This is a genomic window from Oerskovia jenensis (assembly GCF_016907235.1).
GTDB lineage: Bacteria > Actinomycetota > Actinomycetes > Actinomycetales > Cellulomonadaceae > Oerskovia > Oerskovia jenensis.
Map to the genome: position 1 here is coordinate 2,373,190 of NZ_JAFBBO010000001.1, position 20,231 is coordinate 2,393,420.

16 protein-coding genes are annotated in these 20,231 nt (G+C 73.4%); 11 read left to right on the forward strand and 5 right to left on the reverse strand.

What is annotated here, in order from left to right; translation table 11 throughout:
* The first annotated feature begins 143 nt into the window (after positions 1 to 143).
* Positions 144 to 827, forward strand: a complete 684-nt coding sequence (locus JOD49_RS10650) for a SigE family RNA polymerase sigma factor (protein ID WP_307822493.1) — start codon at positions 144 to 146, stop codon at positions 825 to 827.
* Positions 824 to 1,783 carry a hypothetical protein gene (locus tag JOD49_RS10655; protein WP_205307169.1) on the forward strand — a complete coding sequence of 320 codons (960 nt, stop codon included), beginning with the start codon at positions 824 to 826 and terminating at the stop codon, positions 1,781 to 1,783. The genes JOD49_RS10650 and JOD49_RS10655 overlap by 4 nt, the downstream gene beginning before the upstream one ends.
* 90 nt (positions 1,784 to 1,873) lie before the next feature.
* On the opposite strand, the gene JOD49_RS10660 is transcribed toward JOD49_RS10655, so the two are convergent.
* Positions 1,874 to 3,781 (reverse strand): M15 family metallopeptidase, encoded by a 1,908-nt coding sequence (locus JOD49_RS10660; protein ID WP_205307170.1) that lies wholly within the window; start codon positions 3,779 to 3,781, stop codon positions 1,874 to 1,876.
* A 209-nt stretch (positions 3,782 to 3,990) separates the two neighbouring features.
* On the opposite strand from JOD49_RS10660, the gene JOD49_RS10665 reads away from it, so the two are divergent.
* The 4 genes from JOD49_RS10665 (at position 3,991) to JOD49_RS10680 (ending at position 8,080) form a co-directional block, all read left to right on the forward strand.
* The gene (locus JOD49_RS10665) at positions 3,991 to 4,521 is read left to right on the forward strand and encodes a hypothetical protein (RefSeq protein ID WP_205307171.1); all 531 of its coding nucleotides are present in this window, start codon (positions 3,991 to 3,993) and stop codon (positions 4,519 to 4,521) included.
* Between the two features lie 77 nt (positions 4,522 to 4,598).
* Positions 4,599 to 5,810, forward strand: a complete 1,212-nt coding sequence (locus tag JOD49_RS10670; protein ID WP_205307172.1) for an aminoglycoside phosphotransferase family protein — start codon at positions 4,599 to 4,601, stop codon at positions 5,808 to 5,810.
* A gap of 176 nt (positions 5,811 to 5,986) precedes the next feature.
* A complete protein-coding gene (locus tag JOD49_RS10675; protein ID WP_205307173.1) occupies positions 5,987 to 6,583 on the forward strand; it encodes a hypothetical protein in 597 nt (198 codons plus the stop codon).
* Positions 6,584 to 6,877: 294 nt separating this feature from the next.
* The gene (locus tag JOD49_RS10680; protein ID WP_307822494.1) at positions 6,878 to 8,080 is read left to right on the forward strand and encodes a GAF domain-containing sensor histidine kinase; all 1,203 of its coding nucleotides are present in this window, start codon (positions 6,878 to 6,880) and stop codon (positions 8,078 to 8,080) included.
* A gap of 38 nt (positions 8,081 to 8,118) precedes the next feature.
* On the opposite strand, the gene JOD49_RS10685 is transcribed toward JOD49_RS10680, so the two are convergent.
* Positions 8,119 to 8,409 (reverse strand): type II toxin-antitoxin system PemK/MazF family toxin, encoded by a 291-nt coding sequence (locus tag JOD49_RS10685; RefSeq protein WP_205307175.1) that lies wholly within the window; start codon positions 8,407 to 8,409, stop codon positions 8,119 to 8,121.
* Positions 8,410 to 8,451: 42 nt separating this feature from the next.
* Entirely contained in the window at positions 8,452 to 9,120 is a 669-nt protein-coding gene (locus JOD49_RS10690) for a response regulator (protein ID WP_191790006.1), read from the reverse strand.
* Between the two features lie 143 nt (positions 9,121 to 9,263).
* Here JOD49_RS10690 and JOD49_RS10695 point away from each other — a divergent pair, with 143 nt between their 5' ends.
* Positions 9,264 to 10,919, forward strand: coding sequence for a bifunctional phosphatase PAP2/diacylglycerol kinase family protein (locus JOD49_RS10695; RefSeq protein ID WP_205307176.1), 1,656 nt, complete (start codon positions 9,264 to 9,266; stop codon positions 10,917 to 10,919).
* Between the two features lie 88 nt (positions 10,920 to 11,007).
* Here JOD49_RS10695 and JOD49_RS10700 read toward each other — a convergent pair whose 3' ends face one another.
* Entirely contained in the window at positions 11,008 to 11,622 is a 615-nt protein-coding gene (locus JOD49_RS10700) for a 1-acyl-sn-glycerol-3-phosphate acyltransferase (RefSeq protein WP_205307177.1), read from the reverse strand.
* A 189-nt stretch (positions 11,623 to 11,811) separates the two neighbouring features.
* On the opposite strand from JOD49_RS10700, the gene JOD49_RS10705 reads away from it, so the two are divergent.
* The 3 genes from JOD49_RS10705 to JOD49_RS10715 all read left to right on the forward strand — a co-directional run bounded on the left by JOD49_RS10705 (position 11,812) and on the right by JOD49_RS10715 (position 14,283).
* Complete coding sequence (locus JOD49_RS10705) at positions 11,812 to 12,288, forward strand: hypothetical protein (RefSeq protein ID WP_205307178.1); 477 nt, start codon at positions 11,812 to 11,814, stop codon at positions 12,286 to 12,288.
* Between the two features lie 41 nt (positions 12,289 to 12,329).
* Positions 12,330 to 13,313: a cyclase family protein gene (locus tag JOD49_RS10710; protein WP_205307179.1), complete on the forward strand. Its 984-nt coding sequence runs from the start codon at positions 12,330 to 12,332 to the stop codon at positions 13,311 to 13,313.
* A gap of 94 nt (positions 13,314 to 13,407) precedes the next feature.
* The gene (locus JOD49_RS10715; RefSeq protein WP_205307180.1) at positions 13,408 to 14,283 is read left to right on the forward strand and encodes a hypothetical protein; all 876 of its coding nucleotides are present in this window, start codon (positions 13,408 to 13,410) and stop codon (positions 14,281 to 14,283) included.
* 33 nt (positions 14,284 to 14,316) lie between these two features.
* Here the strand turns inward: JOD49_RS10715 and JOD49_RS10720 are convergent, their stop codons facing one another.
* Positions 14,317 to 15,153: a DUF427 domain-containing protein gene (locus JOD49_RS10720; protein ID WP_205307181.1), complete on the reverse strand. Its 837-nt coding sequence runs from the start codon at positions 15,151 to 15,153 to the stop codon at positions 14,317 to 14,319.
* Positions 15,154 to 15,246: 93 nt separating this feature from the next.
* On the opposite strand from JOD49_RS10720, the gene JOD49_RS10725 reads away from it, so the two are divergent.
* The gene (locus JOD49_RS10725; RefSeq protein WP_372441273.1) at positions 15,247 to 20,226 is read left to right on the forward strand and encodes a DUF3418 domain-containing protein; all 4,980 of its coding nucleotides are present in this window, start codon (positions 15,247 to 15,249) and stop codon (positions 20,224 to 20,226) included.
* The last annotated feature ends 5 nt before the right edge of the window (positions 20,227 to 20,231 follow it).

Sequence of the window (20,231 nt, forward strand, 5' to 3'; positions counted from 1 at the left end):
GTCGCGGGGCGACGTCGGGGCGCGAGGGAAGGGGTCTCGCGAGCAGGCTCAGATCCACATGAGGGCAACCCTACGGGGTCCGACGGGCGGGCCGCGACCGAAAATCGACCCGTCGCCATCGATCTCAACCTTTCGTGCACCCGGTGCGTGTTCTCATCATGACGATGGCGATGACCGCGGCGCAGACCGCCCCCGACGACGAACCCACGGATCCGGACGGGACCTTGCTGCGGCTCGTCCCGGTCGCCGGCACCAGCACCGATCGCGAGGCCGAGTTCACGGCCTTCATGACGGACGCGCTGCCCGCCCTGTCCCGCACCGCCTGGCTCCTGTGCGGGAACCAGCACCAGGCCGAGGAGCTCGTGCAGCAGGCGCTGATGCGCACCTACCAGTCCTGGTCCGTCGCGAGGCGACGCGACCCGCTCGGCTATGCGCGCAAGAGCCTCGCGAACCAGCGGATCGACACCTGGCGCAGGCGCCGCCGAGAGGTCCTCGTCGCGCCCGCCGACCTCCCGGAGGGAGGCTCGGCTCCCGTGACCGACCAGCACGCCGACCGGGACCAGCTCGTCCGGGCACTCGCGACGCTGAGCCCCCGGCAGCGACGCATCGTCGTCCTGCGGCACCTCGAGGGGCTCTCGGAACGCGAGGTCGCCGAGGACCTCGGCGTCTCCCTCGGGACCGTCAAGTCGACGGCTTCCCGAGGGCTCGCCCAGCTGCGCGCAGAGCTCGGACGACCCGACTTCACCAGCGCCGACCACGACACCACGACACCCACGACACCCACGACACCCACGACACCCACGACACCCACGAGGAGCGGATCATGACCGAGAACGAGGACTACGGCACCCGGCTGCGCGAGCACGTGGACACGCTCGTGCCGACGTTCGCGGTCGACACCACGAAGATCGTCCCCCGGGTGCAGCGCCGCCGGGCCGTCGTGCGAACCGGTGGTACCGCCGCCGTCGCCGCCGTGCTCGTCGCGACCGGATGGATGGTCCAGGCGCAGCCCTGGGCCACCGCCGAGGCCCCCTCCGCGGGCGCCCCGTTCGTCCCGCTCGACGCACCGATGCCCACACCGACGGTCGATCCCGGCTGGCCAGACGCCGCCTTCTGGTACTCGCTCAGCGAGACGGAGACCGTGAGGGTGGGCGACGAGGGCGGCACGCACGTCGAGCGCATGGAGACCTGGAGGGGGCACGACCACCCCGGACTCCTGCTGACGAACGGCGACCCGTCGACCGCGGCAGGCGTGGGACCGGCGAGCTGGGGGGAGGTCGTGATCGACGGAGAGCGGGTCCTGGTCGACTGGGACACCCTGTACGACCTGCCCACCGAACCCCAGGTGCTCGAGCAGCTCCTCCGCGACAGCGTCGACCCCGAGAGAGGCAGCGGCACCGACGACGACAAGATCTTCGACGCCGTGCGCGGACTGCTGGCTCCCAGCCCGGCACCGCCCGCCCTGCGCTCCGCTCTGGTGGACGTCGTGTCCGGGCTGCCGAACGTGACCGTCACACCGGGTAGCACCGACGCCACGGGCCGGAGCGGCACGCTCGTCGAACGACGCGACGAGACCTCGACGGTCTACCGCCTCGTCATCGAGCCGACGACCGGGCGCCTGCTGGAGGAGTCGTCGACGTCGGAGAACCCACCCCCTGCCCAGCCGGGAGTGTCCTTCTCGACCTCGTGGCGCTCGACCTACCTCGAGGAAGGACCGGCCGACGACACCCCGGTCGAGCCGACCCTCGAGAACAGCGGGTGCATGACCTGGGAGACCTGCTGACCCACCTCACCGTGTCGAACGGCGCCCGTCCCTCCCGGGGGCGGGCGCCGTTCGCCGCGCACGGCCCGGCGCCCGGGCCGGGCGCGGGGCTCAGGACACGGAGGTCGGCGACGGGATGTTCGTCGGTGACGTCGAGGGAGCCACGGAGGACTCGGTCGGCGACGGTGACGTCGGTGACGGGGCCGGGGTCGTCGGTGGGTCCGTGGGGGCCGGCGTCGTCGGGGTCGGCTCCGTCGGGGTCGGCTCCGGCGTCGTGGGAGTCGGCGTCGGGGTCGGCTCCGTCGGGGTCGGGGTCGGGGTGGGCGTCGTCGGCGGGTCCGTCGGGACCGGGGTCGTCGGCGCCGGGGCGGGGGTGGTCGGTGACGGCGCGGGCGTCGCCGGCGGGGAGGTCGGCTTCGCGGGCACGGTCGGCACGGCAGGTGCCGTCGGCGTCCCCTCGGCCCCGGGCGTGTACCGGTCCGGCATGGCCCCGGCCGCGTAGAACTCGAAGTGCCACGGCTCGAGCTTGCGACCACCGGGACGCGCCCAGGTGGGGTTGTCCCAGCCGTAGTCCGGGGCGTGCAGGCGCATCCACTGGTACTCGGCGCTCGTCCCGGTCGAGACCGGCGAGCCGACGTCGATCGCGAGGCCCCACCCGTGCTGCGACGTGCCGGGGACCGCGGCCAGGAAGGGCTTGGCGGCCTTGACGGCGACCTGGTCGTCGTAGCTGCGGTACGAGTCGGTGATGCGCAGCGGCTTGCCGAACGCCTTCTGGTACTCGGCCGCGAGCGCCTCGAGCTGCTCGGCGGCGTCGCACCGCAGGCTCTGCCCGGGGGCGAAGGCGAGCGGGCACAGCGCCGAGTCGGGGAGCTGGCCGTTGGCGTACTGCGCCGTGCTGTCCGCGTACTTCGCGACCGCGGCGGCGAGCTGGTCGGCCAGGGTCATGTCGGCAGGGACCTGGCCGTCCGCCGGGACGACCCCCACGGCCGCGAGCGCGTACGCGGGCCCCATGAGCTCGGCGAGCTGGGTGGCGGCGGCGACGACGTCGTCGATCGTCACCAGCCCCTCGTGGGTGGGCGCCTCGTCGTCGGTCGGGTCGGGGGCGTCGGTCGGGTCGGCGCCTGCCGGCAGCCCCGTCTCGGGGTCGAAGCCGTCGGCCGCGCCGTCTGCGGGGGCGCCCTCCCCCGTGCCCGACGGCGTGTCCCCACCGGGGCCCGCGGGTGCTGCCTGGTCGGGGCCGGTCGCGAGCGGGTCCTGCGACCCGGTGGGGTTCGTCGGCGCGGGAACCACCGGGTTCGCGGCGGCCGAGGCCAGGGCGGGGTCCGTAGCCCCGGGGACCGCGGGCGTCGTGCCGGTCGACGGCGTGAGGCCCTGCCCGTCGACGGCACCGGAGGCGCCGGGGACCTGGGGCGCCACCGGCGCCACCGGCGCCAGCGGGGCAGGTGCCGGAGGAGTCGCCGGCAGGGGGTCCGTGGAGAGGCCGTCCGGGGCTTCGGCAGCGGGCTCGTCGGCAGCTCCTCCCGCAGCGGGTGCGACCTTGGCCGCGGCCTGCTGGGCCTGATAGGTCGCGAGCAGCATCCCGAGCTCCGACCGCGCCTGCAGCACGGTCGCCGAGACCGCCGCCGCGTCGCCACCGAGGGCCTCGTCGGACTGGTCGAGCATCTTGACCACGCGATCGAGCTGGACGTCCTCGCTGGGCGGCTCGTAGGCCGCGGGCTGCACCCCGAACGCCGCGCCCGCGACGGGCTCCGGTGCCGCGTACTGCACGGACCACCCTTCGCGGTGCGTGATCGAGGACCCGACGAAGCCGACCGTCATGGCGGACCCCAGCACGAGGGTCGTCGAGAGGATCATGGGTACGGCCCGGGCCGGCCGGCGAACGGGAACCGGGTGGGCATCGACCCGCAGGTGCGTCGCGTGGGCGGGAGTCGCGTCGGCGGGAGTCGCATCGGGCTGGACGGGGAGGTCCGCGGGATCGCTGGGGGTGTCCCCGGAGCCGGGCTCGACGTCGGGGGCCATGTGCCTGCCTTCAGGCCGACCGGCACGCACTCGGTGCGTCGGTAAGGTCACCACGAGACTCCCGTTGTCCGTTCTGCGACGTTCGACCGTGCGAGGCTATCTGCGAACACGGTCAGACTCCAGCCTGCGGGAGATTCTGCGTGCACGCCACCCCTCGCCCGACCGCCGAGCGGGTGACTTCTCTCATGTTCCGTCGGCACAATGGACGGATGGACACCTACGCAACGCAGCACACCGCCCGCGTCCGACGCACCCGCCGGAGCGCCGCCGTCGGGCTCGCGCTCGTCCTGTCCACGTCCGTGCTCGGCGCGTGCGGCGAGGACGGGAGCATCACGATCCCCGAGATGACCATCTCGAGCGGCCAGCTCGACGACCTCCTGGACGACGCGAAGGCTCAGGCCGAGGCCATCGGTGGGGACGTCCAGTCCCTCGTCGACTCGCTGGGCTCGCTCCCCGCGGACCAGCGCGCCCAGGTCGAGGAGGCCGTGACCGCGGCCGAGACCGCGTCGCAGGACCTCCAGGCCGCGCTCGACGAGGCCGCGAACGCGACCGAGGAGACCAAGGCGGAGGCCGAGCAGCGCGTCGACGACGCCCGGGCGCGGCTCGACGAGGCATCGACCCGGCTCCAGTCGGCGTCCGAGGCCGTGAAGTCCGCCGACGAGGCCGTGAGCAGCTCGCTCGACGCCCTGCGCACCGAGGTCGACAAGTTCTCGCAGGACGTCGAGGGCGCCACGTCCTGACGGCGGGGACCTCCCCGGTGCGGGTGCCCGGGTCGTCGCGCCATGGACCGCGCGACGACCGGCGGGCAGACTGAGACATGCCTTCCGCCGCCCCGGCGCCCGCGCCCGCACCGACGCCCGCGCAGGCCCCCACGCCCGACCACGACGAGACCCTCGCGCTCGCCGGCATCGCCCTGGGCGCCGCCCTGGCCGAACCCGAACCCCTCGGCGGGTCGACGAGGTCGCTCGTCCTGCGCGCGCGGGTCGTCGCGGGCCTCGCGACCGACCGGCTCGACACCACGCGCGCCGCCGCGCACTCCCCCGGCAGCACGGTCGTCGTCAAGCGCTTCCTGGACGGCCACGGTGTGCACGGGCTCCCGTTCGAGCACGAGGCCGCGGGTCTCCTGACCCTCGACCGCACGCCCGTGCTCCTGGCCGTCGACGAGGCGCACCGTCTGCTCGTCATGAGCGACGTCGGCGACGGCCCCACGCTCGCAGACCTCCTCCTCGGCACCGACCGCGACACGGCCTGGCGGGCCGCGCGCGGCTGGGCGACCGCGCTCGGCGAGCTCGCGGGCGCGTCGGCGCGGCACGTCGAACGCTTCTCGGGAGAGCTCGCGGCCCGCGGCGTCGTCAAGGGCTGGGACCTCGACGCCTACGCGCGCGCGGGCATCCACCGGCTCGTCGAGGCTCTGCCGACGCCCACCGACCTCGCGCGCGACCCGCTCGACGCGATGCTCGCGTTCGTGCACGACGACCTCGAAGCTCTCGCGGGCCTGCGCGCCCAGGACGGCTCCGTCGTCGTCTCCCCCGGGGACACGTGCCCCGACAACGCCGTCCTCACCCCCACCGGCTGGGTCTTCCTCGACCTCGAGGACACGAACGTCCACCACCCCGCGCTCGACGCCGCCTACACGCTCATGCCGTTCTCGACGTGCTGGTGCGTGTTCGACCCGCCGCCCGGGCTGACCGAGGACCTCCTCGCCGCGTTCACGGCGGGGCTCGGCAAGCACCTGCCCGACGCCGTCGTCGAGCCCGCCTGGACCCGCGACGTCCTGCTCGCGTGCGCGGGCTGGATCCTCGCCATGACGGGCTGGTTGCTCGACGGCGCGATCGCGGACCGGCCGTGCGTCGGGCCCGAGGGACGCTCGCCCACCTACCGGCAGCTCGTGACGTCCCGTTGGCGCTGGGGGGCCGAGCACCTGCGCGACGTCGCCCCGGGCATCGCGTCCCTCCTGTCCGACGCCGTCGCGTGGGCCGGGCGCGAGTGGGGACCGACGCCGTCGGGCGGGTATCCCGCGTTCGCCTGACCGCCGCGACGGCGGGCCCGGCCCCCGCGCGTCCGGGCGACGAGAGGTCCCGGCGGGAGAGGACCTAGGTCCCCCGCGTTCCTCGACCTTCGCCCCAGGTCCGAGCCCTCCCGCTCCGGTGGAATGGAGTCAACGCACCGGATGGGGATCCGGTCCTGGAGAGGAAGACAGACGACATGAGTGCAACGATCGAACGTCCGGCCGGCGCGGCCCGCTCGGCCCGAGCAGTACGTGCCGTCCCCCACGAGGTCTCCGGGGCGACCACGACCGCGAGCCTCGCGGTCCGCGGAACCCTCCCGACGCAGATCGTGCTCGGGATCTTCCGGATCGTCATGGGCTTCTACTTCGTGTGGGCCTTCCTCGACAAGACCTTCGGGCTCGGGTTCTCGACCCCCTCGGAGCGTGCCTGGATCAACGGAGGCAGCCCCACGGCCGGCTTCCTCGGCGGCGTCCAGGGACCGTTCGCGAGCTTCTTCAACGGGATGGCCGGTGCCGCCTGGGCCGACTGGCTCTTCATGGCCGGCCTCCTCGGCATCGGGCTCGCCCTGGTGCTCGGGATCGGGATGCGGATCGCGGCGATCGCCGGCACCGTCCTCCTCGGCTTCATGTACCTGGCCTCCCTGCCCCTGACCACCAACCCGATCATCGACAGCCACGTCGTCGAGGCCCTCGCGATCATCTCGCTGGCCATGATCGGCGCCGGTGACACCCTCGGCCTCGGCCGACAGTGGAAGAGCGTGCCGCTCGTCCGCAAGAACTCCTGGTTGGTCTGATCCCGGTTCGGCGACGCGATCCGCTCGCCACGGCGATACACCCAGGAAGACGCGGGGAACCCCAGGGAACGCGAGACCCTGCCCCGCCCGACGGCCCTCCCGGTCACCTCCCGGAGGGCCGTCGCTCTTTCCCCGGCCGGTCGGCCACCCGCCGCCCGGCCGGGGACACACCCGGAGCTCACGGAGATCGAGGGGGTTGCCATGGACTACCTGAAGACCTACGACGCGCACCAGGGCGTCGTCCCGGTCCTGCCGAGACCCGTTCCGGTCCGAACGTCTGACAGACTCACGTGGGTGACCGAGTCTCTTCCTTCTGCCGTCGCGCACCGCGTGCTCGACGCCGTCGTCGCCATCACGAGCAACCTCGACCTCGACACCGTGCTGCGCCGCATCGTCGAGGCGGCGATGGACCTCACCGGTGCCCGGTACGGGGCCCTCGGCGTGCGTGACGGGGAGCGTCTGGGACGGTTCGTGCCGGTCGGCATGGAGGACTCCGAGGTCGAGGCGATCAGCCACTGGCCCCAGGGGCACGGCCTGCTGGGCGAGGTCATCCGCAACCCGCACCCGCTGCGCGTCGACAAGATCGAGGGCTACCCCGCCGCGTCCGGCTATCCCGCGGGGCACCCGCCCATGCACACGTTCCTCGGCGTCCCCATCCAGGTCCGGGACTCCGTCTACGGCAACCTGTACCTGACCGACAAGCGCGACGGGTCACCCTTCACGCGCGACGACGAGGCCGCGGTCCGTGCCCTGGCCGCCGCCGCGGGGGTGGCCGTCGACAACGCGCGACTCTACGAGGACGGGCGCCGCGTCGCCGTGCTCGAGGACCGCGAGCGCATCGCGCGCGACCTGCACGACGTCGTCATCCAGCGCATCTTCGCGTCCGCGATGACGCTCATGAGCACGACCAAGCACATCGAGAACGAGCTCGTGCGCTCGCGCGTCGAGGAGGCCGTCAACGACCTCGACGACACGATCCGCGAGATCCGGTCCACGATCTTCGCGCTCCAGGCCACCACTCCCCCCGAGGCGAGCCTCCAGGAGCGCCTGACCGCGGCGGCCGGGGCCGTGACGTCCGCGCTCGGGTTCTCGCCCTCGATCATCATCGAGAGCGACGACTCGTCCCTCGTACCCGCCGAGGTCGCGGACCAGCTCGTGGTCGTCGTCGGCGAGGCCCTGACCAACGTGGCCCGCCACGCGCGCGCCTCGCGCGTCGACGTGCGGCTGCGCGTGACCGACGACGCCATCACCCTGTCCGTGGTCGACGACGGCATCGGCTGCGCGGGCATCGACGCGGGCGACCACCGCGGCGGCCTGCACAACCTCGCGACGCGCGCCGAGGCGCTGCGCGGGACGCTCGCGGTGGGGCCGGCGGAGGTCGCGGCTCGCGAGACCGCGAAGGCGTCCGGCACGGGCGACGACGCATCTGCCGCCGCTGACGACACGGTGCCTGCTGGTCGCGGTACCGCGCTCGTGTGGCGGATCCCGAACGCCTGACGCTCAGCCAGGAGCACCCGCACGGCTGCGGAGCTCGATCACACCAGCCCGAGGTAGTGGATGACGGCCTGCTCCACCGCGGTGAGCTCGTCGTGGTTGAGGTGATCGACGGGGTCTCCCACGAGATAGGCGGTGTCCACGGTCCGGATCTGGTCGACCAGGAGCAGGGTCTGCTGCCCGTCGATGACCAGCTCGGGCCGGAACGTCGCCGGTCGGGCGCTGGTCGAGGTGGGCACGATGGTCGCCACCGACCAGTTCATCTCCGAGGGCGAGAGGACGCCGCGCCCCAGCGCGACCCGCGCACCCACGTGCGCTCCGTCGTCGGGCATCGCCGTGCTGCTCGACGCCGCGGCACCGCCGCGGCACACCGCTCAGCCGCGCGGGCGATCCTCCGTGCGCATCTCGGTCGCGAGGACCGCGACCTGCGTGCGGCGTTGCAGCCCGAGCGTCGAGAGGATGTGCGACACGTAGTTCTTGACCGTCTTCTCCGCGAGGAACAGGCGCTCGCCGATCTGCCGGTTCGTCATGCCCTCGCCGATGAGGTCGACGATCTGACGCTCCTGCGGCGACAGCCCTTCGAGGCGGTCGACCTCCTGGGCCTGCGGCGTGCGCAGCCGGTCGAGGATGCGCGCCGTGCTGACCGGGTCGAGCAGCGAGCCGCCGCCCGCGATGGTCCGCACGGCCCCCACGAGGTCGGAGCCGTGGATCTGCTTGAGGACGTAGCCCGAGGCGCCCGCGAGGACCGCCTGGAACAGCGCCTCGTCGTCCGCGAAGGACGTGAGCATGAGGCAGCCGATCTCCGGCATCTCGGAACGCACGTCGCGGCAGACCTCGACGCCCGAGCCGTCGGGCAGGCGCACGTCGAGCACGGCCACGTCGGGCCGGACGGCGCGGATGCGCGTCAGCGCGGAGGCGGCGGTGCCTGCCTCGCCGACGACCGTGATGTCGTCCTCGGCCTCGAGGAGGGCGGCGACGCCGCGGCGGACGACCTCGTGGTCGTCGAGCAGGAAGACCCGGATCGGGTCGGGGGTGGTGCCCATAGGGAGAACTTATCGGAGTTGTGTCAGAACGAGGGTGCCGGGCCGCGCGACGAGGCCCGACGGCGCCGCTCCCCCGGGTGCGCGGGAGCCCTCGGGGGCGGCGTGGGTGGGCGGACGGGGCGTGACCGTCCTACCGTGGCTGGATGCCGTCCGCTCCCGTCCCACCACCCCAGACCCCGCGACGGAAGCCGCGCTTCACGGGCCTCGTCAAGCCCCACGAGGCGTTCCCGGCCGTCGCCCGCCTCGACCGCCGCATGAACGACCGGACGTACCGGCGACAGCTCGGGCCGCGCGCGGACGCCGCCCTCGTGCGCCTGACGACCGCCGCGAACCACAGCGTCCTGTGGATGGGTCTCGGCGCGGGACTGGCGGCGACCGGCGCGCGCGGCCGCCGGGCGGCGGTGCGGGGGTTGGTGAGCGTCGCCGCCGCGAGCGCGACCGCGAACCTGCTCGGCAAGGGGCTGTTCGGCGGGGACCGCCCCTCGGCCGACCCGCTGCCCCTCGTGCGGCGCCTGCGCCGCTACCCCACGACGCCGTCGTTCCCGTCGGGCCACTCGGCCACCGCGGGGGCGTTCGCCGCGGGCGTGGCCCTGGAGTGGCCCGCCGCGGGGCTGGTCGTCGCGCCCGTCGCGGGGGCCGTCATGTACTCGCGCCTGCACGTGGGCGCGCACTGGTTCTCGGACGTCGTCGGTGGGGCCGCGCTCGGGGTCGGGCTCGCGGTGCTCGGCCGGTGGCTCGTGCCCTCCCCGCCGGGGCCGGAGCCCGACGTGCCCGCCGGGCCGCCGACCGACGTGCCCGCGCTCCCCGACGGCGAGGGCCTGTTCGTCGTCGTCAACACGGCCGCCGGGTCCGGGCGGATCCTCAAGGAGGACCCGCTCGAGGTCCTGCGCCGCGACCTCCCGAAGGCCCGGGTGCACGTGCTCGCCGAGGGCGACGACCTGCGCGAGATCTACGACCGTGCGGCGCGGGGCGAGGACGCCGGCGGGTCCGACGGCGACAGCGGGGCCCGCCCCGCCCGAGCCCTCGGGATCAGCGGCGGCGACGGGACCGTCGCGACCGCGGCCGCCGCAGCGCGCGAGCACGACCTCCCGCTCGTCGTCCTCCCCGGCGGCACGCTCAACCACTTCGCCAAGGCCGCCGACCTCACGTCGATGTCCGCGACGGTCGACGCCGTCCGGACCGGGTCCGGCGTGAGCGTCGACGTCGCCGAGCTCCGCGTCGACGGGCAGGACCCGATGACGGTCCTCAACACGTTCTCGCTCGGCATCTACCCCGAGCTCGTGTCGCAGCGCGAACGCGCCGAGAAGCGCCTCGGGAAGTGGCCCGCGACGGTCTGGGCGACGTCGCGCGTGCTGCGTTCCGCGACCCCGCTGCGGGTGTCGGTCGACGGGGTCGTCGGGAGCTACTGGTCGTTCTTCGCGGGGGTCAACACGTACGTCCCGCAGAACCTCGCGCCCGTCGAGCGCATCCGGCTCGACGACGGCGTGCTCGACGTCCGCACGGGGCGCGCCGAGCAGCGCTACAGCCGAGCACGCCTGTTCCTGGAGACGGTCGCGGGCGGTGCCGCGTCCTCGCTCGCCGGACGGGTCCGGCGACTCGAACGCCACCTCGCGCTCGACGCCTGGACCACGCCCGACCTGTCGCTCCGGTTCGGCGACGGCGCCCCGCACGACCCCGTGATCCTCGCGCACGACGGCGAGACGCTCGAGCTCGACGGCGACCGGGTCACGGACGCGACCCTCACCATGGTGCCCGGTGGCCTGCGGGTCTACGCGCCGACGGACCCGGCTGCGGGCTGAGCCACCCGTGAGGCGCGCCGGTGCGCGCGGCGTGCGCGGCGCCGTCGGGCCGCGGTAGCGACCAGCAGGCCCGACGGCGCCGCGTCCGTCAGACCGACGGGTCGACCTCCGCGGCGGGCACGTCCGGCGCGGGACGGTCCTCCTCGCGCAGGCGCGGCTCAGTGCGGCGCGACGGGTCGAACCCGGCCTTGTCCGCGTAGAACGCGCGGACCAGGTCCATGTCGGCGCGCACGTCACCCGTGAGCTCGAGCGTGGGGCCGAGGCCCGCGGTCATGGTCGTGCGGTCCACGTACCCGAGCGTCACGGGCATGCCCGTCTCGCGCGCGATCCGGTAGAAGCCCGACTTCCAGTACTCGCCCTTGCTGCGCGTGCCCTCGGGCGTGATGACGAGCGAGAACACCTCACCCCTGCGGACCCGCGCCACGATGTCGTCGACGACGCGGCTCGGGTCGGTCCGGTCCACGGGGATCCCGCCGAGCGCCCGCGCGAACGGGCCCATGACGCCCTTGAACAGGGTGTGCTTGCCGAGCCAGCGGACCCGGACTCCCACGCTCGTCGAGATCGCGAGCATGAGCACGAAGTCCCAGTTGGACGTGTGCGGGGCGCCGATGAGGATGCCGGGCCGGTCGGTCGGGGGCTGCTCGGTGCGCAGCGTCCACCTGCTCACGGCCCAGTAGGCGCGCGCCAGGGCGCGGCGGATCATCGGGGCGCCTCAGGGGCGGGGGTTGCGGGGTGGGGCACGGCAGCAACGCTACCCGTGCGACCGGGCCGTCGTGGCCGGGGTGGCCCCGGCGGCCACGCGCGCCCCTCCCCCGCGACTGTGGGCGAAATCTCCACCAACTGTCCATGTCCTCCCTGTCTTTTCCCAGGTTCGCCGTGCAGACTTCTCGACATGACGTCGCCGAAGACATCAGGACCAGCCGCCCGGCTCGCCGCCGCCAGCTTCCTCGCCCTCGCGATGATGCTGCCGCTGAGCGCGACCGCATCGGCCGCAGAGGTCACCCAGTTCCTCGAGGACACCCAGTGTCAGGTCGACTCGATCGGTGAGGACCTCGAGAAGGCCGCGACCCAGCTCTCGTCCCTCCCCGCCGGCCTGCGCAGCGAGGTCGAGGACGCCGTCGGGAACGCCCAGGCCGCGACCGACGAGGCCAACGCCGCGCTCGCCCAGGCGGCCTCCGACGAGTACGGCGACGGCCGCGCCGCCCTCGCCCTCACCGACGCCCAGGTCGCGCTCGACGCCGCCTCGGCCCAGCTCCGCTACGTCGCCGACAAGACCGTGGCCCAGGGCGCCGACGTGGGGTCCACGCTGCGCGACGTCCAGAACACCATCGACCACCTTCGTGGCGAGACGAGCCGCGCAGCCTCCTGACACGTCTTCCGCCGGGGCGTCGCCGGTGCGACACTCCGGTGATGACCGAGCACCGCGCGCACTTCGACGCCCACGTGACCTTCGCCAACGGTGGCAGCCTCCGCGCGGAAGGGTTCCGCCTCGACGTGCCCACGGGCGCCCTCCAGCCCGACGACGTCGCTCGCCTCCTCGTCCGACACCTGGGCCTCGCGCTGGTCGGGTCGGTCGAGATCACGGGGCTGACGATCGTCGAGGAACCGCACGTGGGGAGCCGGGGCGTGGGTCACGCTGTCGGTGACGCTGGGGTCGGCGAAGGGGCTGGACCCCGCGAAGGAGCGGGCCGCGCGACGCGGCTCGTCGACCTGAGCCACACCGTGCGCGAGGGGCTCGTGACCTACCCGGGCCTGCCTGCGCCGACCATCACCCCCTTCCTGACGCGCGCCGACTCCGTCGCGAAGTACGCGCCCGGCACGCAGTTCGCGATGGACGTCCTGACCATGATCGGCAACACGGGCACCTACCTCGACAGCCCCTTCCACCGATACGAGGACGGGACCGACCTCTCCGGGCTCGAGCTGGAGTCGCTCGTCGGGCTGCCTGCGGAGGTGTTCCGGCTGAGCGAGGTCGTCGACCCCGCGCGGGGTGGCCGCCGCGGGATCGACGCCGAGGTCTTCTTCGACCGCGACCTGGCGCGGACCGCGGTGCTGCTCCAGACCGGGTGGGACCGGCACTTCGGCACCCCGGCCTACGGGGCGCCCGCGCCCTTCCTCACCGAGGCCGGCGCACAGCACCTCGTCGACGCGGGGGTCGCGCTGGTCGGTATCGACTCGTTGAACATCGACGACACCGACCCCGTGACGTCCGGCGGGGCGCGTCCCGCCCACTCGCTGCTCCTCGCGGCGGGGATCCACGTCGTCGAGCACCTGACGAACCTGGGCGACGTGCCGCCGCGCGGGGCACGGTTCACGGCCGTGCCGCCCAAGGTCGAGGGGTTCGGGACGTTCCCGGTGCGAGCGTTCGCGGAGGTCGCCGAACAGACCCCGTAGCGGACGGCAGGTCCGCACGCGGGTCTCGGTGCCGTGACCGGACGGCCCGTGTGCCGGACGTCCGGCGGTGGCCCCCTCGTCGTAGGCTCGGCGCATGTCCGACGACCTGAGCCCCGCCCACGACGTCCTTCCGTTCGGCCGTGCCCCGCGCCCGGACACCGGCCCCGCGCTCGCCGACCGGCTGCGCGAGGTCATGACCGCGAACCTGGGGCCGCACGCCACGGGCCTCGACCGGGTCCGTATCGACGCCGCCACCGTTCCCGGAAGTCCCGACGTCCAGAGCCTCGACGTCGACGTCACCGGCCTCGTCGTCCGCGCGATGGGTGCCGCCGACGCCCCCGACCCGGCCGAGAACGTCGAGCACGTGGCCGCGCGCCAGCAGGCCGTCGCGCGGACGATCCGCGCCCAGGGGCATCCCGTCACGGTCGCCGGCGTCGCGGTCGACCTCGATGCCGAGATCCGCGACCTGCGCTTCACCTGGGTCGAGGGAGCCGACGGGTCGCTCTCGATCGAGGAGTCCGGGCAGAGCACCGAGCACCCCGTGAGCGGTCACCTGCGCGCCGCGGCGAGCCGCGAAGCGCTCGTCGCCACGATCCGCGAGCTCGCGACCAAGGCCCTCGCGGACCAGGGCTTCACGCTCACGGCCCTCGACGTGGACCTCGCGTCCCGTGGCCCGCGCGCGGCGTCGATCGTGGCGTCCGCGAAGATCCGCAAGGGCTTCCTGTCCGCGAGCGCCCAGATCACCGCGACCGCCGAGATCGACCAGGCCATGGTCCTCACGCTGAGCGACGTGGGGGCATCGAGCCGCAACCCGGTCGTCGCGGCGCTCCTGCTGGCGGTGCGCGGGAAGCTCGAGCAGGTCGACGGCAGGCGCATCGACCTCGCGTCCTCGCTGCCGCCCGGCGTCACGCTCTCGGACGTGCGGCTCGACGTCGGCGAGCAGCTCGTCCTGAGCGTCCGGGTGGGCTGAGGCCAGGGCAGAGGACCCGTCGGGTGGCTCCGGTCAGCGTCTCCCACGGGGGAAGAACAGGCTCTCGGGGCGCGGCATCTGGGCGCCGTCGAGCGTGAGGTCGGTGCGCTCGCACCAGAAGGCGACGTACCCGCGCACCCTCTCGCCGTCGGACAGCGGGTCCTCGTAGCTCCAGCCGATGTCGGCGCCGTCGGGGTCGCCCGACGCGAGCGACCAGTAGCGGGCATGCCCCTTGTAGGCGCAGTCGCTCGTCGTCGTGCTCGGCGTCAGGGCCTCCCACCGCACGTCCTCGCGCGGGACGTACCAGCGCAACGGCAGGTAGGTCTCGGTCAGCGCCATGGCCCGCGTGGTGTCCGCAAGCACCGCGCCGCCGAGCGACACGACGACGTGGCGCGAGCTGGGCACGACGTCGACCCGCTTGAAGGGGTCGCGCGGGTGGGCCGAGAGGGGCTGCTCCTCGGCGAACCAGTCGAACGCCTGGAAGTCGACCAGGACGTGGCCCGCGAGGTCCTCGTCGTCGGGACGGAAGAACGGGGCGCTCGGGCCGTCCTCGGCACCGACCGCCCCCTCGAACCACAGCTCGGTCCCCGCGCACGTGTGCCGTTCGAAGTGCAGCGGGTGCGGGATCAGGCCGTGCCGCACCTGCCCGTCGCGATGCTCGCCCTCGACGAGGGGCGCGCTCACGTCCGTCGCGGGGACCGCGTACACGGGCAGCAGCCGCCACGGCTCCCAGACGAGCCGGGCCGACGTCGAGCGGAGCGCGACGTCCTGCGGGTCCTCGCGCCGCACGGCCCGGATCTCCTGGGCTGCGGGGAACCACCGCAGCCGATCGAGATCGAGCTGCCACCTGTCGATCCAGGACGTGGCCATGCCCTCAGGGTGCGCCCGGTGCGGGGTGGCCGCAAGGCACCGGCTGTGCACGGAGGCAATTGAAGTTGCGGCCCCTTGAGAGAATGGTTGGTCGTGAGCACCGAACCGCACGGCCCCGCCCGGCCCGACCTGGACCGTCCTCTGGACAGGACTCCGGTCAGGACCACGGACGGCCCTGCAAGCGCCGGCGCCGACGCCTCCGGTTCTGAGACCGGTGGACAGCAGCGCGAGGGCACGGGCCTGCGTCGTGGTCGCGGGGGTCGCGGGCGGGCGAAGGCGCAGGCCAGCATGCAGACCCCGGTCCCCGAGCAGGCAGACGAGACCCCCGGCAGCAAGGGCTCCGCTCCGCGCAAGAACCCCGACCAGCCGCGGAGCGGGAGGGCTCTCGAGGGCGAGCAGACGTCGAGGGGCGAGCGTCCGCCGTCGGGCAGGGAGCAGCGCTCCTCGAAGCGTGGCGACCGTCGCGGCGGACGCCCGCAGCAGGTGAGCCCGGCCCGGCTCGCCAAGGCCGCCGAGCGGCGCGCTCAGGTCGTCGTGCCGCCCATCACCTATCCCGAGCAGCTGCCCGTCTCGGCGCGGCGCGAGGACATCGCGAGGGCCATCGCGGAGAACCAGGTCGTGATCGTCGCGGGCGAGACGGGCTCGGGCAAGACGACCCAGCTGCCCAAGATCGCGCTCGAGCTCGGGCGGGGCCGGCGGGGCCAGATCGGGCACACGCAGCCGCGACGCATCGCGGCGCGCACGGTCGCGGAGCGCATCGCCGAAGAGATCGGCACGCCGCTGGGTGAGATCGTCGGCTACCAGGTCCGGTTCACCGACCAGTCGAGCGAGCAGACGCTCGTCAAGGTCATGACCGACGGGATCCTGCTCGCGCAGATCCAGCGCGACCCGCAGCTCCTCGCGTACGACACGCTCATCATCGACGAGGCGCACGAGCGCTCGCTCAACATCGACTTCCTGCTCGGGTACCTCACGCGGCTCCTGCCGCAGCGGCCCGACCTCAAGGTCATCATCACGTCGGCGACGATCGACTCGCAGCGGTTCGCGCGGCACTTCGCGCCGGGCGGCCCGCTGCCGCCGCTCACGGCGGACGAGCTGCTCGACGCCGAGTCGTCAGACGCCGAGTCGTCAGACTCAGCGAGCACTCCAGGTCACGCTGGTTCTGACAACGTGGGAGGCGGGGAGTCCGACGGCGGCGCTCACCGTCCGCCGACGGCTCCCGTCATCGAGGTCACGGGTCGCACGTACCCCGTCGAGATCCGGTACCGGCCGCTCGCCCCCGACGTCGACCCCGAGACGGGCAAGGGCCAGCGGGGCAGCGGTCAGTCCAAGAGCCCTGCCAAGGCCCCTGCCAAGCAGGAGAAGGACCTCGTCACGGGCATCGTCGACGCCGTCGAGGAGCTCATGGCCGAGGGCCCGGGCGACGTCCTGGTGTTCCTGTCGGGCGAGCGCGAGATCCACGACACGGCCGACGCCCTCGAGTCCCGCCTGGGCGAGCGCACGCGCGATGCCAAGCGCCCCGACTTCGTCGAGATCCTGCCGCTCTACGCGCGCCTGTCCTCGGCCGAGCAGCACCGTGTGTTCCAGGCGCACTCCTCGCGCCGCGTCGTGCTCGCGACCAACGTCGCCGAGACGTCGCTGACGGTCCCCGGCATCCACTACGTCGTCGACCCCGGCACGGCCCGCATCTCGCGCTACTCCAAGGCGACCAAAGTGCAGCGCCTGCCGATCGAGCCCATCGCGCAGGCCAGCGCCAACCAGCGCTCGGGACGCTCGGGCCGTGTCGCGGACGGCATCGCGATCCGCCTGTACTCCGAGGAGGACTTCGGTTCCCGACCCGAGTTCACCGAGCCGGAGATCCTGCGCACGTCGCTCGCGTCGGTCCTGCTGCAGATGATCTCGGTGGGCGTCGTCTCCTCGCCCGACGACGTCGCGCGCTTCCCGTTCGTCGAGCCCCCGGACACGCGCTCGATCCGCGACGGCGTGCAGCTCCTGACCGAGCTCGGCGCCCTCGAGACCGTGACCGGCGACGTGTCAGATCGAGCGAGGTCTGGAGACCACGCTGGTTCTGACAAGTCGACGACGCGTCTCACCGAGATCGGACGGGTGCTTGCCCAGCTCCCCATGGACCCACGCCTGGCCCGCATGATCTGGGAGGGCTCGCGCCGCGGCGTCGCGCGCGAGGTCGCGATCATCGCGGCCGTCATGTCCATCCAGGACCCCCGCGAACGTCCCGCCGAGTACCGCGCGCAGGCCGACCAGCTGCACGCCCGCTTCGCCGACCCCCGCTCCGACTTCCTCACGTACCTCAACCTGTGGGAGTACGTGCGCGAGCAGCAGCACGAGCTGTCGTCCTCGGCGTTCCGGCGACTGTGCAAGGCCGAGTACATCAACTTCCTGCGCGTGCGCGAGTGGCAGGACGTCGTCGCGCAGCTCCGCGAGATGAGCAAGCCCCTCGGCATCGACATGTCCTACACGCCCCGCACCCGGGGCGACGCGGGCTCCGGAAAGGGAGCGCCGTCGTCGGGCACCACGATCGCCGAGGCGACCGACCAACCCGTCGAACGCCGCCTCACCTGGGACGACGACACCATCCACCAGGCCCTCCTCGCCGGGCTGCTGTCGCAGATCGGCATGCAGGAGGCGACCGAGGTCAAGGCGTCGTCGGTCGCGCACCTGCGCGGCCCGCAGAAGGAGCTCGCCATGAAGCGGGCCAAGAAGCAGGCCCGCAACGAGTACCTCGGGGCCCGCGGTGCACGCTTCGCGATCTTCCCCGGCTCGCCCCTGTCCAAGAAGCCCCCCGTGTGGGTCATGGCGGGCGAGCTCGTCGAGACCAGCCGCCTGTGGGGTCGCGACGTCGCGAAGATCCAGCCCGAGTGGGCCGAGGAGCTCGCGACACACCTGGTCAAGCGCACCTACTCCGAGCCGCACTGGTCCACCAAGCAGGGCGCCGCGCAGGCCAAGGAGAAGGTCCTGCTCTACGGCGTGCCCATCGTCGCCGACCGCACCGTGCTCTACGGCAAGGTCGACCCCGAGGCCGCGCGCGAGATGTTCATCCGCCACGCCCTCGTCCAGGGCGAGTGGACCACGCACCACCAGTTCTTCCACGAGAACCGCCGCCTGCTCGAGGAGGCCGAAGAGCTCGAGGCGCGCTCGCGTCAGCGCGGCCTCGTCGTCGACGACGACGTCCTCTTCGCGTTCTACGACGAGCGCATCCCCGACGACGTCGTGTCCGCACGCCACTTCGACACCTGGTGGAGGTCCGCGAAGCGCCGCGACCCCGACCTGCTGACCTTCACGCTCGAGCAGCTCGTGCCCGACGCCGAGTCGGTCGACACCTCGCTCTTCCCCGCGACCTGGGTCCAGGGCGACCTCACGCTGCCGCTCACCTACCAGTTCCAGCCCGGTACGGACGCCGACGGCGTGACCGTGCACATCCCCATCAGCGTGCTGAACCGCGTCGTCCCCGACGGCTTCGACTGGATGGTCCCCGGCCTCCTCGACGAGCTCGCGACCGCGACCATCCGCTCGCTGCCCAAGCCCGTGCGCGTCCAGCTCGTCCCCGCGCCCGACGTCGCACGCGACGTCGTCGCCTGGCTCCGCGAGAACACCCCCGCCTGGGAGGACGTCACCCGTGCGGGAGACATGGCAGAGCCCTTCCACGTCGCGTTCACCCGAGCCGTGCGCGCCCTGCGCGACGTCGTCATCCCCGACGACGCCTGGGACGACACCCGCGTCGAACGCCTGCCCGCGCACCTGCGCATGACGTTCCGCGTCATCGAGGAACGCCGCGGCGGCGAGGTCGTGCTCGACGAGTCCAAGGACCTCGTCTCGCTCCAGCGACGCCTCGCGCCCCAGGCGCAGGCGGCGGTGCGGGCGGCCGTCAAGGGGGCGGTCGGAGCGGCGTTGCGTGAGGCTGCTGCCGGGGCGGAGGGTGAGGCGGGATCGGCGCTCGGTCTTCCCGGGTCTGCTCGTTCCTCGCAGACCCCTGCCAGGCCCACCACGACCTTCGCCACCGATCCCGCCTCACCCTCCTCCGCTTCCGGGCGGCCTTCCGCGGGCCGTCCTGGTGGGGGCTCAGGTGGTGCTGGTGAGAACGGGGCGCCCGACGGCGGCGTGGCCTCCGTGGTCGTCGCCGAGGCGACCGGGCTCACCACGTGGCCCACGGGACTTCCCGACGGGGTGCTGCCCGAGGTCGTGTCGACGCCCGCCGGGGGCGGCATGATCGTGCGCGGGTACCCCGCGCTCGTCGAGGAGGTCGACGCCAAGGGCAAGCCGTCGGTCGCGTTGCGGGTGCTCGCCGACCGCTCGGCGCAGGACCGTGAGCACACGCGCGGCGTCCGGCGCCTGCTGCTCGGGGAGACCGCGCTGCAGACTCCCCGGATCACGAGCCGCTGGACCGGGACACAGTCCCTGACCATGGCCGCGAGCCCGTACCGGAACACCGAGGCGCTCGTCGCCGACCTCCAGCTCGCGGCCGTCATCACGCTCACGTCGGGGGCCAAGGCCTCGCAGTACGGGCCGCTGCCGGATGCTGTACAGATTCGCAGCGCCGAGTCGTACGCCGCCACGCGCGACCTCGTGAAGCGGCACCTGGAGAACGAGGTGCACCAGATCGTCGGGCACGTCGTCGCGGCCCTCACGGCCGCACGGAACCTGGACGGCGAGATCCGCTCGGCCAACAGCCTCGCGCTGCTCAACACGCTCCAGGACGTCCGCGACCAGGTCGCCGGGCTCGTGGGCGTGGGCTTCGTGTCCCGCACCCCGCCCCACCGCCTGCCGCACCTGACCCGCTACCTGCGGGCCGCGTCGTACCGGATCGAGAAGGCCGCGACCAACCCGCACCGCGACGCCGAGCTCGCGTGGCGGGTGCACGACGTCGAGGAGGCGTACGCCAAGGCGCGTGCCGCCTACGCGTCCGGCCTCGCCGACGCTGCCCGCCTCGCCGAGCTCGACGAGGCGCGCTGGCTCATCGAGGAGTTCCGGGTCTCGCTGTTCGCGCAGCAGCTCGGGACCGACGGGCCCGTGAGCGAGAAGCGCATCCGGAAGGTGCTCGCGCCCGGCGGGTGGTGAACGTG